Below are 14,942 nucleotides of genomic sequence, written 5' to 3'. Positions count from 1 at the left end.
CCGCTTTGTCGCCGCTTCGCGCGCTATCAGCGCTGCGCCGGTTTTTGCCCAGACCACCAAAACGACCACCATTAAAGGCTGACAAGCCTAGTTCGTCGTGCCCTGCCGGCTCGATGAGCCGGGCCAAAAAGCCGTATTTCTGACTTTTTGAAGGGCGACATCATGAAACTCAAGGGCAATCTCACGGGACTCGTCGGCTGGCGCGGCATGGTCGGCTCGGTGCTGATCGACCGCATGCAGGCCGAAGGCGACTTCGACCTGATCGAGCCGGTCTTCTTTTCGACTTCCAACGCCGGCGGCAAAGCCCCGGCCCAGGCGAAAAACGAAACCACCCTGAAAGACGCCTTCGACATCGAGGCCCTGAAGAAGTGCGACGTGATCCTGACCGCCCAGGGCGGCGACTACACCTCCGAGGTCTATCCCAAACTGCGTGCCGCCGGCTGGACCGGCCACTGGATCGACGCCGCGTCGACCCTGCGCATGAATGATGACGCCATCATCGTGCTGGACCCGGTCAACTTGCCTGTGATCCAGAACGCTCTGGCCAAAGGCGGCAAGAACTGGATTGGCGGCAACTGCACCGTGAGCTGCATGCTGATGGGTGTGGGCGCGCTGTACAAGGCCGGCCTGGTCGAGTGGATGACGTCCATGACTTACCAGGCAGCATCCGGCGGCGGCGCCCAGCACATGCGCGAACTGCTGACGCAGTACGGCACGCTCAACGCCGAAGTCCGCGCGCTGCTGGACGACCCGAAATCAGCCATTCTGGAGATCGATCGCCGCGTGCTGGCGAAACAGCAATCGCTGTCAGCCGCAGAAATGACCAACTTCGGCGTGCCGCTGGGCGGCTCGCTGATCCCCTGGATCGACAAGGACCTGGGGATCGGCAAAAACCGGGACGAGCCGGGTTGGGGGATGTCCAAGGAGGAATGGAAAGGCGGCGCCGAGACCAACAAGATCCTGGGCCAGGGGGCCAGCTTCGGCACGGCCGAAACGCCGGTGGACGGCTTTTGCGTGCGAATCGGCGCGATGCGCTGCCACAGCCAGGCGCTGACCTTCAAACTCAAGAAGGATGTGCCGCTGGCCGACATCGAGGCCATGATCGCCGCCGACAATGAGTGGGTGAAAGTCGTGCCGAACACGCGCGAGGCCAGCATCACCGACCTGACGCCCGTGGCCGTCACCGGCACCATGAACATTCCCGTCGGACGCCTGCGCAAACTCGCCATGGGTGGCGACTACCTCGGCGCCTTCACCGTCGGCGACCAGTTGCTCTGGGGTGCGGCCGAACCGCTGCGCCGCATGTTGCGCATTCTTCTTCAAGCCTGACAATGCGGGCCGCATGTACAGCGGCCCGCCATTGCTGGCGTCCGCAACCGTAACTACTTGTGACGAGACGTTGTCGTCAGACAACAACCGAAACTTGTAAGTGATGCTAACCCCGCGTGTCAAAACTTAAGTGCTGTCTTAGCTTGTCAGCCTAATCCCTTGATGTTAATGTTGTTTGTCGGAAATTAGCGCAGGGGTTTTTGTGCGGACCAGCAGAATAAAATTTGATGCAGACGGAGCACCGGAGGCTCACATTCCCATGAATCATCCTCGCCGTTGGCGTATCGGAGCGGTAGCAGCTGCTGTTGCCCTGTCCGGCAGTTTTGCCAGTTTGCCGGTTTTGGCCCTGGGTTTGGGCCGGGTTACCGTCCAGTCTGCACTCGGCGAACCCTTGCGGGCCGAAATCGACATTGCCGAGATCAATGCAGAGGAGGCCGCCAGCCTGCGCACCAGCGTCGCCAGTGCCGATGCCTTCAAAGCCGCCGGCCTGGAGTACAGTGCCGCCGTCACCAATGTGCAGATCACCCTGCAGCGCAGGCCCGACGGGCGGTCTTATCTGCGTTTGAGCAGTGACAGACCTGTCAGCGAACCTTTTGTCGATTTGATTCTGGAAGCCCGATGGGCGTCCGGGCGCATCGTGCGTGACTACACGATGTTGTTTGATCCGCCGAACCTGCGCTCCACCGCGCGGCCCATGCCCGCACCGATCCCGCCGGTGGTATCACGGCCTCCCGCACCGGTCGCCACGCTGCCGCCGGCACCGACACCGGCCGCCGTTCCCTTTTCGCCGCCCAGCCCGCCCGCCGTCCGGCCTGCTGTACCGCCAACACCGGCCCCCGCTGTCACAAGCCGCGCCCCATCACCCGGCGGCCAGACTTTCACCGTTAAAACCGGAGACACCGCCGGCAAGATCGCGGCACAAACCAAACCCGCCAGCATCTCGCTGGACCAGATGCTGGTGGCGCTGCTACGCAGCAATCCGGATGCCTTCATAGGCGGCAATGTCAACCGCCTCAAGGCCGGCGCCGTGCTGGAAGTGCCAAGCGCCGACCAGGCTGAAGCTCTCTCTGCCAGCGAGGCCAGCCGAACCATCGTCGCGCAAAGCCGTGACTTCAATTCTTTCCGTCGCAAGCTTGCCGAAAGCGCACCCGCCACCCAGACCGCCGGCGCCGACCGTCAGGCTGCGGGCCAGGTCCAGGCCAAGGTGGAGGACAAGGCACCGGCCGCCGCAACGCCCGACAAGCTGACCCTGTCCAAAGGGGCTGTCCAGGGCAAGGCCGCAGCGGAAGAAAAAATTGCGCAAGATCGCCAGTCCAAGGAAGCAGCAGCGCGCGTCGCCGAGCTGTCAAAAAATATCGCCGACTTGAACAAGCTGGGCGCTCCGTCCACGCCAGCGGCCGCTGCAGCACCGGTTGCACCCGCACCGGCATCCCCGGCGCCCGGCGTCGCAATTACCAGCCCCGCCGCTCTGGCAGGCACTTCGCCCACTGCCACCGCACCGGCTACACCCATGGCGCCGGCCAGCAGCACCGCAGCCGTCCTCACCCCCACCCCTGCCGCAACTGTGGCCCTGCCTGCGGCCAGCGCTGCGGTAACCGCAGCACCAGCAGCCAGTGCGGCAGCACCGGCGACTGTGCCCGCGAAAAAACCAGTGGTGGCGCCGCCCCCTCCTCCGCCAGAGCCGAGCCTGGTTGACGAGCTGCTTGAAAACCCCCTGCTCCTCGCCGGCGCCGCCATCTTGCTGCTGCTGTTGTTGGCTCTGGGCGTTTACCGCGCGCGCCAGCGCAAAAATTCCGTCGCCGTGGACAGCTCCTTCCTGGAAAGCCGCCTGCAGCCCGACTCCTTCTTCGGCGCCAGCGGCGGCCAGCGCATCGACACCAATGAGGCCAATGTCACCGGCTCGTCCATGGTGTATTCGCCCAGCCAACTCGATGCCGCCGGCGACGTGGACCCGGTGGCTGAAGCCGATGTCTACCTGGCTTACGGCCGCGACCTGCAGGCCGAGGAGATCCTCAAGGAAGCCATACGTGTCAGCCCGACCCGGATTGCCATCCATGCCAAGCTGATGGAAATTTATGCGAAACGCCGGGACACTGCCGCTTTTGCATCGGTGGCCACTGATGCCTTCAACCAGACCAAGGGCCACGGGGTCGAGTGGGCGCACATGGCTGAAATGGGTCGTGACCTGGACCCGGGCAACCCGATGTACCAGCCTGATGGCCAGCCTCCCTCTGCCGCTGCGATCGCTGCAGTAGGAATTGCTAGCGCCTCTTTTGCAACCCAATCCTCGCCGCAAGCCCCGCAAATCGCCCCTGAGCCTGAGGCATCGGCGGTTGACTTCGACCTCGATCTTGATTTTTCGATGGGAGACGATACACCGGCGCCCGCACCTGTCGCACGCACCGAACAGACCTTGGCCATGCCAGTCATCACTGCGGCGGCTCCACTGGACAACGGGATGGACTTCAGTTCGGCGACGCTGGCCATGCCGACCGCGGCGCCCGCCCCGGCGATTGCCGAGCCCCTGCCATCCATGGATGCCGGCCTGAGCTTTACCACCGACGAACCGGCCGTTACCACGGCGGCCACACCGCTGGATACATCTGGCGGCATGCTCGAGTTCGACATGGGTGCGCTGTCGCTGGACCTCGACGGCCCGACCACCGAGAGCCAGGACATCACGCCCGCGCCGGCATCGGCATTCGCACCCTTACCGTCGATGGACCTGGAAGACCCGCTGGAGACCAAGTTCGCGCTGGCTGAAGAGTTCCGTGCGATCGGTGATGCCGATGGCGCGCGTTCGCTGGCCGAAGAAGTTCTGGCGCAGTCGAGTGGTTCGCTCAAGGCCAAGGCCCAGGCTTTCCTCAACGCCCTGGCCTGAAGCTTTTGTGCCTTTCCCCTGAGGGCCACCCGTGAGGCTCGCTCTGGGCCTGAGCTACAACGGCAGCGCCTACCAAGGCTGGCAGAGCCAGTTGTCCGGCAAGACCGTGCAGGACCAACTCGAAAAAGCACTCGGCAAGTTCGCCGACCAGCCGATACGCACCTTGTGCGCGGGGCGCACTGATGCCGGTGTCCACGCGCTGATGCAGGTGGTTCACTTTGATACCGCCCTTGCGCGCGAGCTGCCCTCCTGGGTGCGCGGCACCAATGCCTTTCTTCCGCGCGATATTGCCGTGCAATGGGCGCACGCGGTTCCCGATGCCTTCCACTGCCGCGGCAGCGCCACCAGCCGACGTTATGCCTACGTGCTGCTGGAGTCGACGGTGCGCCCCAGCGTCGAGGCCGGCCGGGTGGGCTGGGTCTACCGCCCGCTGGATGGCGCTGCCATGCGCGAGGCCATCACTCACCTCGTCGGCGAACACGATTTTTCGTCCTTCCGCGCCGCCCAGTGCCAGGCCAAGACGCCAGTTAAAACCATCACGCGCATCGAAGTGACCCAGCGCGCCGGCTATTGGCGATTCGAGTTCGAGGCCAACGCCTTTTTGCACCACATGATCCGCAACATCATGGGTTGCCTGGTCGCCATTGGCCAGGGCAGTCAGCGGCCCGGCTGGATGGTGGAGGTGCGGGACGCTCGCAGACGCGACGTTGCCGCGCCAACCTTCTCGCCCGACGGTCTGTATTTTCTGGGCCCGCGTTACGACGCCAGTTACGGCCTGCCGGACCGCACGGCGGCTTATGATTGGTTGCCATGAACAGCGCACCCACCCCTGCATCGACCAGAACCCGCATCAAGATCTGCGGCCTGACACGTGAGGAAGATGTGGATGCAGCCGTGGCCGCAGGGGTGGATGCGGTCGGTTTTGTCATGTACGCACCCAGTCCGCGCCACGTCAGCGCCGAACGCGCCGCCGAACTGGCGCGCCGCCTGCCGCCCTTCGTGACGGCGGTGCTTCTTTTCGTCAATGCATCGGCTGCTGATATCGCTGCAGCGTGCGCCTTGCTGCCGACCGCCCTGCTGCAGTTTCACGGCGATGAAACGCCGGAAACCTGCCTGCAGGCAGGACGCACCTTCATGCGCGCCGCGCGCATCCCGCTCGATGAAAGCCCCGCTGATGGCGCTGACGCCTTTGATCTCGTAAAATACGTCGAAGACTTCAAAGCCGCCCAGGCCATCCTGCTCGACGCCCATGTCGACGGATTCGGGGGCAGCGGAAAAACATTCAATTGGTCACTTCTTCCTCCAAGCGTCAACGCTCACCTCGTTTTGTCTGGTGGACTCACACCTGCAAATGTGACCGATGGCATTTTGCAAGTGCGGCCGCGTTGTAAAACGCTGGCCGTCGATGTCAGTTCGGGCGTCGAGATTTCCGCACCCGGGGGCTCCACCCTCAAGGGAATCAAAAGCGCCGACAAGATTCATCATTTCGTCGCAGCCGTTCGCGCCGCCGACGACTTACTTGCAGGACACCATGTACGATTACCAACAGCCTGACACTACAGGCCACTTCGGAATTTACGGCGGCAGCTTCGTCTCCGAAACACTGACCCACGCGATCAACGAACTCAAGGCTGCGTATGCCAAATACCAGCACGATCCGGAGTTCCTCGCCGAATTCCAGTACGAACTGGCGCATTTTGTGGGACGGCCCTCGCCGGTCTACCATGCGGCGCGCACCAGCCGTGAGCAGGGCGGCGCGCAGATTTACCTGAAACGCGAGGACCTGAACCACACCGGCGCGCACAAGATCAACAACACCATCGGCCAGGCCATGCTGGCCAAACGCATGGGCAAACCACGCGTGATCGCCGAAACCGGCGCCGGCCAGCACGGCGTGGCCACCGCCACCATCTGCGCACGTTACGACCTCGAATGTGTGGTCTACATGGGCAGCGAGGACGTCAAGCGCCAAAGCCCCAACGTTTACCGCATGAAGCTGCTGGGTGCCACCGTGGTGCCGGTCGAGTCTGGCAGCAAGACGCTGAAGGACGCGCTCAACGAAGCCATGCGCGACTGGGTCGCCAATGTGGACAACACCTTCTACATCATCGGCACCGTGGCCGGCCCGCACCCCTACCCGATGATGGTGCGTGACTTCCAGAGCGTGATCGGCGAGGAATGCCTGGTGCAGATGCCGGAGATGACCGGCGGCAAACAACCCGACGCGGTGATTGCCTGTGTCGGCGGCGGCAGCAACGCCATGGGCATCTTCCACCCTTACATCGCGCACGAAGCCACGCGCCTGATCGGTGTCGAAGCGGCCGGTGAGGGCATGGACAGCGGCAAACATTCGGCCTCGCTGCAACGCGGCAGCCCGGGTGTGCTGCACGGCAACCGCACCTATGTGCTGCAGAACGAGGACGGCCAGGTCACCGAGACCCACAGCATCAGCGCCGGCCTGGACTACCCCGGTGTCGGTCCCGAACACGCCTTCCTGAAAGATATCGGCCGCGCCGAATACGTCGGCATCACCGACGCAGAAGCGCTGGCTGCTTTTCATTACCTGTGCCGCACCGAAGGCATCATCCCCGCGCTCGAATCCAGCCATGCCATTGCCTACGCGATGAAGCTGGCTCCGACGATGCGCCCCGACCAGTCCATCCTCGTTAACCTGTCAGGCCGCGGCGACAAGGACATCGGCACCGTTGCCGACCTCTCGGGTGCGGATTTTTATGACCGGCCGTCGATGCGCGGGCATGTAGTCAAAGGGGGAGCTGCCACATGAGCCGCATTGCCGCCACCTTTGAAGCATTAAAAGCGCAAAACCGCAAAGCCCTGATTCCCTACGTCACGGCCGGTTTTCCCTACGCAGACATCACACCCGAGCTGATGCACAGCATGGTCGCAGGCGGGGCCGACGTGATTGAGCTGGGCGTGCCTTTTTCAGACCCCAGCGCCGACGGACCTGTCATACAGAAGGCTGGCGACAAAGCGTTGGCCATGGGCATTGGTCTGGTGCAGGTGCTGGCAATGGTGCAGCAGTTCAGGCAAAAGGACAGCAAGACGCCGGTCGTTCTGATGGGTTATGCCAACCCGATCGAAGCCTACGACCTCAAGCGCGGCAAGGACAGCTTTGTGCGCGATGCGTCGGCAGCCGGCGTGGACGGCGTGCTGGTGGTGGACTACCCGCCTGAGGAATGTGTGGCTTTTGCTGCCACGCTGCGCAGCCACGCCATGGACCTGATCTTCCTGCTCGCGCCGACCTCTACCTCCGAACGCATGGCGCAGATCGCCGGCGTGGCCAGTGGTTATGTCTATTACGTTTCGCTCAAGGGCGTGACCGGTTCCGGCGCGCTGGACCTGGGCGCGGTGGAAGCCATGCTGCCTCGCATACGTGAGCATGTCAGCGTGCCGGTCGGCGTCGGTTTTGGCATCCGCGACGCGGCCACGGCCACGGCCATCAGCCGCGTGGCCGACGCCGTGGTCATTGGCACCCGCATCATCCAGCTGCTGGACGGGCAGCCCCGCGAACAGGCCGCCGCAGTGGTGCGCGATTTTCTGGCCGGCATACGCCAGGCGCTGGATGAATCGACAGCCCCGGCGAAGCGCGCATAATTCCCTTCTTTCCGGTTTGCCCTCAAGGACTGATACATGTCTTGGCTAGAAAAACTCCTCCCTCCCAAAATCACCCCCACCGATCCGACCGAGCGCCGCAGTGTGCCCGAAGGCCTGTGGGTCAAGTGCCCGAGTTGCGAAGCCGTGCTGTACAAGACCGACCTGGAAAAAAACCAGAGCGTCTGTCCGCAGTGCAGCCACCACCACCGCATGGACGCGCGAGCCCGGCTCGACGCCTTCCTGGATCCGGAAGGCCGTTATGAGCTGGGGCAGGAAGTGCTGCCGGTCGATCCGCTGAAGTTCAAGGACAGCCGCAAGTACCCCGAACGCCTGAAAGAGGCGCTGGAAAACACCGGCGAGACCGATGCCCTGATCGTCATGGGTGGCGCGGTGCACAGCATCGGTGTCGTCGTGGCCTGCTTCGAGTTCGACTTCATGGGCGGCAGCATGGGCAGCGTGGTCGGCGAGCGTTTTGTGCGCGGCGTGCATGCGGCGATCGAGCAAAAAGTGCCTTTCATCTGCTTTACCGCCACCGGCGGCGCCCGCATGCAGGAAGGCCTGCTCAGCCTGATGCAGATGGCAAAAACCAATGCCTCGCTGACCCGTCTGGCCAAAAAAGGCCTGCCTTACATCAGCGTGCTGACCGACCCGACCATGGGCGGCGTCAGCGCCGGCTTCGCTTTTGTGGGCGACATCGTGATTGCCGAGCCCAAGGCGCTAATCGGTTTTGCCGGGCCACGGGTGATCGAGTCCACCGTGCGCGTGACCTTGCCAGAAGGCTTCCAGCGCGCCGAGTTTTTGCAGACCAAAGGTGCGGTGGATTTCATTTGCGACCGGCGCGAGCTGCGTAAAACCGTGGCCAATTCGCTGGCCATGCTGCTGCGCCAGCCGGCCGACGCGGTCCTCTGAAACCCGGCTCCCTGTGAGCCAGGTTTGCTATTAAAAACATAGCTATCAGTGACCAACCTGCATGGGCTAGAGCCCTGTTTCTCTCTCAAAAATCACAAATAAGCCCCTGCGAGCACTGGAAACCACGCGTCCGGCCGGCGGCCTTCAGAAAAGCGCGCCGGCCATCATCCAAGCAAGGGAAAACAGGATCGTGGGAAGATAGGGGTAGCCACCCATTTTTCGTGAATTTCGCGCCTTGAACCGATGTCCGAAGCCATTACTCTTTTTTCGCTGCCGCTGTTTCCCTTGGGGACGGTGCTCTACCCCGGCGGCCTGCTCCCTTTGCGGATTTTTGAGGTCCGTTACCTCGACATGATCGGCAAATGCCACAAGACCGGCGCGCCTTTCGGCGTGGTGGCGCTGACCCAGGGCTCGGAAGTGCGCAAGGCTGGGGACGGCCCCAGCGGCGACGGCTTTGCCAGCGAGGCCTTTCACAGCGTCGGCACGCTGGCCACCATCACCAGTTATTCCGTGCCGCAGCCGGGCTTGATGGTGATCCGCTGCAGCGGTGCGCAGCGCTTCGAGATTTCCAGCCACGAAAAACTCAAACACGGCTTGTGGATTGCCGATGTGACACGCCTTGACGACGACCAGGTGGTTCAGGTCCCGGACGACCTGCGCAGCGCGGCCAACGCGCTCGGCAAACTCATCAAAAGCCTGCAGGAGCGGGATATCCCGGCTGACCAGATGCCGCTGGAGCCGCCCTACCGCCTCGACGACTGCGGCTGGGTCGCCAACCGCTGGTGCGAGTTGCTGCCCATGCCGGTCGAAATCAAGCAGCGGCTGATGGAGCTGGACAACCCGCTGGTGCGGCTCGAACTGGTCAGCGACATCCTCGAAAAAACCGGCATCGCGATGTAGCGCATGGCCGCCCCAGGTGTGGGCGGCAACGCAGCCTAAAATCAGGGGTTTGGCACTTGGCCCGGTCCCTTCGGCCTGCCCTCTTTCTTCGAGAAATTTTCATGTCCAACACGCCCACCAGCCCCGCGGCCGCTCCCGCGCACGACGAAAACCAGTTGATGACGGAGCGCCGCGACAAGCTGCGCCTCATGCGCCAGCACCAGGCCGAGGGCAAGGGCGTGGCCTTTCCCAACGACATCAAGCCGGCACACCGCGCCGAGGCACTGTTTGCGCAGTACGACGGCAATACCAAGGAAGAGCTGGAGCCGCTGGCCGTTACGGTCAGCGTGGCCGGCCGCATGATGCTCAAACGCGTGATGGGCAAGGCCAGTTTTGCGACGCTGCAGGACGCGTCCTTCGGGCCGTCGGGTGGCCGAATCCAGGTCTATATCAACAACGAAGGTGTCGGCGAGGACGTGCACAACGCGTTCAAACACTGGGACCTGGGAGACATCGTGTCCGCCACCGGCACCTTGTTCAAGACCAAGACCGGCGAGCTGTCGATTCACGCCACGGGCATCCGGTTGGTCACCAAAAGCCTGCGGCCGCTGCCCGACAAGTTTCACGGCGTGGCCGACCAGGAGGTCAAGTACCGCCAGCGTTATGTGGACCTGATCACCGACGAAGCCGCGCGCAAGCGTTTTGCGGCACGCAGCAAGGCGGTCTCGACCATGCGCAGCTTCATGGTTGACAACGATTTTCTTGAAGTTGAAACGCCGATGCTGCACCCCATTCCGGGCGGCGCCAATGCGAAGCCTTTCGTCACGCACCACAACGCGCTGGACCAGCAGATGTTTTTGCGCATCGCTCCCGAGCTCTACCTCAAACGCCTGATCGTCGGCGGTTTCGAACGCGTGTTCGAAATCAACCGCAGCTTCCGCAACGAGGGCATCAGTGTGCGGCATAACCCCGAGTTCACGATGATGGAGTTCTACGCCGCGTGGTGGAACTACCAGGACCTGATGACCTACACCGAGGATCTGATCCGCCATGTGGCCACGCAAGTCGCGGGCGGCACGGTGCTGAGCTACCAGGGCAAGCCGGTGGACTTGAGCCAACCGTTTGAACGCCTGACCATACGCGAAGCCATCATCAAACACACCGACGCCGGCGCCAATGTTGACAACGCCGCCTGGCTGCTGGACGCGCTGAAAAGACTCGGCAAACACAGCGCCAAGGACAAGCTCGAGGAGCGCTCGTTGCCGAGCTTGCAGGTGACCTACTTTGAAGAAACGGTGGAAGAAAAGCTCTGGCAGCCGACCTTCATCATGGAGCACCCCACCGAGATATCCCCCTTGGCCCGAGCCAACGATACACGGCCCGAGGTGACCGAACGCTTCGAGCTCTACATCACCGGCCGCGAATTTGGCAACGGCTTCAGCGAGCTCAACGACGCCGAAGACCAAGCCGCGCGCTTTCATGCCCAGTCCGACGCCAAAGACGGCGGCGACGAAGAAGCCATGCATTTTGATGCCGACTATGTGCGCGCGCTGGAGTACGGCATGCCCCCCACCGGCGGCTGCGGCATCGGCATAGACCGCTTCATGATGCTGCTGACCGACAGCGCCAGCATTCGCGACGTGATTCTTTTTCCGGCGCTGCGGCGCGAGGCTTGAGGCTTGAGGCTTGAGGCTTGAGGCTTGAGGCTTGAGGCTTGAGGCGGGGCGCAAACGCCGCCATCATCATGTGATCACTGCCGAGTAAGAAGCACGTGAGTGGCAAGTGGCGAACTTTCGCGCCTGGTGCAGGCGTAGCCCAGCGCAGGAAGATTGATTCCTTCAAAGAGTCTTTCACCCGCCCCGAGCAGCACTGGCGCAATGGCAATGTGCATCTCGTCGATCAGGCGTTGGCGAAGATACTGTTGAATGACGTTGACGCCGCCACCCACCCGGACATCCTTGCCTTGGGCCGCTTCGCGGGCTTGCGCCAGGGCGGCGGCAATGCCTTGCGTCACGAAATGAAAGGTCGTGCCTCCCTCCATGACCAGCGGCGCGCGTGCGTGATGGGTCAGCACAAACACCGGGACGTGATAGACAGGATTATCGCCCCACCAACCCCGCCAGCTCTCATCGGGCCACGGTCCGCGAACCGGGCCGAACATGTTTCTGCCCAGAATCCAGGCCCCCACGTTCCGAAAGCCTCGCGCGGCAAAGTCCTCATCAATACCCACTTCCCCGCCATCGTTGCCGAACAGGTACTTCTGAAACGTGCGTGTGGGCATGGCCCAGCCATGCAGCGACGTACCGCCCACGCCGAGTGGGTTGTTGATGTCCTGGTCCGGGCCAGCGCCGAATCCGTCGAGCGAGATGGTGAAACCTTCTACACGGAGTTTTGCCATGGTGTTTTCTCGGAATTGGGAGTGACTGCGGAAGATGGTTTGTGACGGCTAACGTAAAGATGACCGGGCCACCAACACTCGCGGCGCAGCCGCATCCTGCCGTTGTGGGTCCGTGTCGATTGGTAAGTTAGGCATGCGCATTTACACGAATCCCTCCGAGCTCTATCAAAGCATCGAGGATTTCCTCGGCGGCGGCGATAAGGGAGGGAAACTTGTCCTGGCCCAGGTAGGTGCACTCGTGAACCACCAAATTTCGGAAGTTGACCGCATGCTTAAACAGCGGCCAAGTGTCCTCCGTAAAGTGCGCGTGCGGCTCAGGTAAGCGATGGTGGGCAAGCAAGCTCTCGATGAGCACCTGCGGCTCCTTGTACTTATGCTTGCCGTAAACAGCAGAGGTATCCGCAGCGCTGCCGGATTGAGCATGCACCAACAAGGAACGAGCTAGAGCCTTCACAGCAGAAACAACGGTGACTAGACGCGCCGGACCAATTTCAGACTGACCGAGACGCTGGGCGATGACGTTCCATCGAGCCTGCGGCTGCACGCACGCGTAGATTTTCCGAAGCGCTAAGAGCTCCTGCACGTAGTCGACCTGTGGGTTCAATCGCGCCACCTGCGGCCTAACGTGAAGATGACCGGATCACAACACTTAGCGGCGGAGCCGCCTTCTGTTGTTGTGGGTCCGTGTCGATTGACATGTTAAACAGCATTAGTGATTGTCGAAGTCATTGTGCTTCGCATCCAGAACGACCGCAACATACACCTCCAGCAGCGTTTGCCGTACGGGGTCGGATTCCTCAACATATCGCAATTCCATGTCGCAAATGCGCGCCTTCGCCGCAAGGAAGGCACCGGCAAAACCGGGATCTTCCATGAGAGCTGAACGCGAACCCTCGCCCTTCTTGTAGGTAGGACGTAGATGGCCGGTTTCCACTCTCGCAAGCCTGAACGCAAACGCGGCCATTCGATGCGTGGCACCTGGCTTTGAATGCCTGCCAATGCGAGCTCGAATGTCGTTGCTACGGCCAACATATAGCGCTTGCCCGCCTTCAGACAAAACATAGACTCCGGCCTTAGGCATCTGAGTTGGGAGTTGAGTCGGCTTAACCGGTTGCATGGCAAGCAACGCTTCGAGCTTGGGACGCAGAGACTCTACGTGCGCAACGAACTTTGCATCCATAGACTTGCGGTTTAACGTTTGAGCTCAGCCGCTCGCGTAGGCTGGTGAAGCCAGCCGTAGTGAATCGGCTGGAGGGAAGGGTTAGGCGTCACGTTGTGTCTCGACAACGAAGGCTCTATGCCTTGAGCACTGTGGCATGCACTTCGACCAACTGCCCCGCATAACCAAGGCCTGCGACGCCCAATAAAGTAGCTGGAGGAACCTGTCCACCGAAGGAGTCCGCGACAAGTTTCCATGCCGCTGAGAGATTGGCTTGTCCCCCGACAACGTAGACCACAAGTTGGCGGACATCAGAAGTTGAAAAACCATGAACCGCCAATACTGCGTTCAGGTTGCTCAAGCACTTGAGAGCTTGAGCATGGGGGTCGTCCAAGCCGACAACGTGCCCTTGGGAATCATGGGGCACCTGACCAGCTACAAAGAGCTGGTTGCCTACGCGCTCGGCATACTGATACTGGGCGGTAGCCGGTAGCCCGGCGGCACGTTCGGCTTCGTTCATGGGTGTGACGTCTAACGTAATTTAGACCGCAAAACCTGCGGTTTAACTTGGCGTCTGAGGTTTAACTTGACCATAAATATCTCCCAAAACCCTCTTGTTTATTGGGTTTCCGGCAAATATACTGTATTTTCATACAGCTATAAATGCTTCTATGAAACCCGGCAACCCTCCGCTGCAGTCCATCCGCTTGCTCGACCAGGTCAAGGAGCGAATTCGGTACTTGCACTATAACCTCAGCACCGAGAAGCTTTATGTGTACTGGGTGCGTTTTTTCATCCGCTGGCATGGTTTGAAACATCCACGCGACATGGGGGCCAGAGAGGTCGAGGGGTTTTTGACCATGCTGGCAACAGAACGCAAGGTTTCAGCATCCACGCATAACCAGGCTCTGAGTGCGCTGCTGTTTTTGTACCGTGAGGTGCTGGGTGTCAACCTGCCCTGGCTCGATAACCTCAACCGCCCCACCCGCGCGCGGCGAATTCCGTCGGTGCTGACAAAAGACGAAGTTGCCGGACTGCTGGCATTTCTTGATGGAGAACCAGCCTTGCTGGCGCGCTTGTTGTATGGCACGGGCATGCGGCTGATGGAGGGTATGCGTCTGCGCATCAAGGACGTTGACTTTGACCGCCATGTGATCATCGTGCGTGAAGCCAAGGGCAATAAGGACCGCGTGGTGATGCTGCCCCGCTCTCTGGCGACTGCGCTGCGGCTGCAAATGCTTGCCGCCCGTGCCACCTGGGAGGCAGACCGTCAGGCACAACGCGCGGGTGTACAGGTACCCGACGCATTGAGTGTGAAATACCCCAGGCTGGGCCAAACCTGGGGTTGGTTCTGGATGTTTCCTTCACCCACACTGTCAAAAGACCCGCGCAGCGGCATTAAGCGCCGCCATCATCTGTACGAAGAGCGTTTGCAGCGCAGCCTGAAGCAGGCCGTCACGCGGGCTGGCATCTTCAAGCCAGTATCGGTGCACACGCTGCGCCACAGCTTTGCCACCCATCTCCTGCAGTCGGGCACCGACATCCGCACGGTTCAGGAGCTGCTGGGCCACTCTGACGTGAGCACGACCATGATTTACACCCATGTGCTCAAGGTCGCCGCGGGCGGGACGGCAAATCCGCTGGACGCACTGAGCACCTGATTCGCTATCAATTCAATAGCTGCTTACGCCCATATCTAAAGGGCCAGCGGCTGTTTTAATGCATCAACAGCGTAGCGCAGGGTTCATCTGGAAAAGATGTACCGGTTTTTA

At 61.6% G+C, this 14,942-nt stretch carries 14 protein-coding genes; 10 read left to right on the top strand and 4 right to left on the bottom strand.

Features of this window, described 5'->3' with window-relative positions:
* Positions 1-162 precede the first annotated feature (162 nt).
* From asd to lysS, 9 genes are all read left to right on the top strand, one after another.
* Positions 163-1,329 carry an aspartate-semialdehyde dehydrogenase gene (gene asd, locus IEX16_RS01560; protein WP_188705893.1) on the top strand — a complete coding sequence of 389 codons (1,167 nt, stop codon included), beginning with the start codon at positions 163-165 and terminating at the stop codon, positions 1,327-1,329.
* 259 nt (positions 1,330-1,588) lie between these two features.
* Entirely contained in the window at positions 1,589-4,210 is a 2,622-nt protein-coding gene (locus IEX16_RS01555) for a FimV/HubP family polar landmark protein (protein WP_188705892.1), read from the top strand.
* Between the two features lie 31 nt (positions 4,211-4,241).
* A complete protein-coding gene (gene truA, locus IEX16_RS01550; protein ID WP_188705890.1) occupies positions 4,242-5,024 on the top strand; it encodes a tRNA pseudouridine(38-40) synthase TruA in 783 nt (260 codons plus the stop codon).
* Entirely contained in the window at positions 5,021-5,764 is a 744-nt protein-coding gene (locus tag IEX16_RS01545) for a phosphoribosylanthranilate isomerase (RefSeq protein WP_188705887.1), read from the top strand. The genes truA and IEX16_RS01545 overlap by 4 nt, the downstream gene beginning before the upstream one ends.
* On the top strand, positions 5,742-6,995 hold the full coding sequence (gene trpB, locus IEX16_RS01540) for a tryptophan synthase subunit beta (protein WP_188705886.1): 1,254 nt from the start codon (positions 5,742-5,744) through the stop codon (positions 6,993-6,995). The genes IEX16_RS01545 and trpB overlap by 23 nt, the downstream gene beginning before the upstream one ends.
* Positions 6,992-7,825: a tryptophan synthase subunit alpha gene (gene trpA, locus IEX16_RS01535; RefSeq protein ID WP_188705884.1), complete on the top strand. Its 834-nt coding sequence runs from the start codon at positions 6,992-6,994 to the stop codon at positions 7,823-7,825. The genes trpB and trpA overlap by 4 nt, the downstream gene beginning before the upstream one ends.
* A gap of 36 nt (positions 7,826-7,861) precedes the next feature.
* Positions 7,862-8,734, top strand: coding sequence for an acetyl-CoA carboxylase, carboxyltransferase subunit beta (gene accD, locus IEX16_RS01530; RefSeq protein ID WP_188705882.1), 873 nt, complete (start codon positions 7,862-7,864; stop codon positions 8,732-8,734).
* Between the two features lie 243 nt (positions 8,735-8,977).
* A complete protein-coding gene (locus tag IEX16_RS01525; protein WP_188705881.1) occupies positions 8,978-9,634 on the top strand; it encodes an LON peptidase substrate-binding domain-containing protein in 657 nt (218 codons plus the stop codon).
* Between the two features lie 101 nt (positions 9,635-9,735).
* Positions 9,736-11,289: a lysine--tRNA ligase gene (lysS, locus tag IEX16_RS01520; protein ID WP_188705879.1), complete on the top strand. Its 1,554-nt coding sequence runs from the start codon at positions 9,736-9,738 to the stop codon at positions 11,287-11,289.
* A 74-nt stretch (positions 11,290-11,363) separates the two neighbouring features.
* Here lysS and IEX16_RS01515 read toward each other — a convergent pair whose 3' ends face one another.
* From IEX16_RS01515 to IEX16_RS01500, 4 genes are all read right to left on the bottom strand, one after another.
* Complete coding sequence (locus tag IEX16_RS01515) at positions 11,364-12,011, bottom strand: dihydrofolate reductase family protein (protein ID WP_188705877.1); 648 nt, start codon at positions 12,009-12,011, stop codon at positions 11,364-11,366.
* Between the two features lie 127 nt (positions 12,012-12,138).
* On the bottom strand, positions 12,139-12,615 hold the full coding sequence (locus tag IEX16_RS01510) for a hypothetical protein (RefSeq protein ID WP_188705875.1): 477 nt from the start codon (positions 12,613-12,615) through the stop codon (positions 12,139-12,141).
* A gap of 105 nt (positions 12,616-12,720) precedes the next feature.
* Positions 12,721-13,191, bottom strand: a complete 471-nt coding sequence (locus tag IEX16_RS01505) for a GIY-YIG nuclease family protein (RefSeq protein WP_188705873.1) — start codon at positions 13,189-13,191, stop codon at positions 12,721-12,723.
* A gap of 115 nt (positions 13,192-13,306) precedes the next feature.
* Entirely contained in the window at positions 13,307-13,690 is a 384-nt protein-coding gene (locus IEX16_RS01500; RefSeq protein WP_188705871.1) for a RidA family protein, read from the bottom strand.
* 151 nt (positions 13,691-13,841) lie between these two features.
* Here IEX16_RS01500 and IEX16_RS01495 point away from each other — a divergent pair, with 151 nt between their 5' ends.
* A complete protein-coding gene (locus IEX16_RS01495) occupies positions 13,842-14,831 on the top strand; it encodes an integron integrase (RefSeq protein WP_188705868.1) in 990 nt (329 codons plus the stop codon).
* Positions 14,832-14,942 lie beyond the last annotated feature (111 nt).

It is taken from the genome of Polaromonas eurypsychrophila (genome assembly GCF_014641715.1).
Lineage (GTDB): Bacteria > Pseudomonadota > Gammaproteobacteria > Burkholderiales > Burkholderiaceae_C > Polaromonas > Polaromonas eurypsychrophila.
Note: the sequence above shows the minus strand (reverse complement) of the source record. Positions and strands in the feature narration are given on the sequence as shown.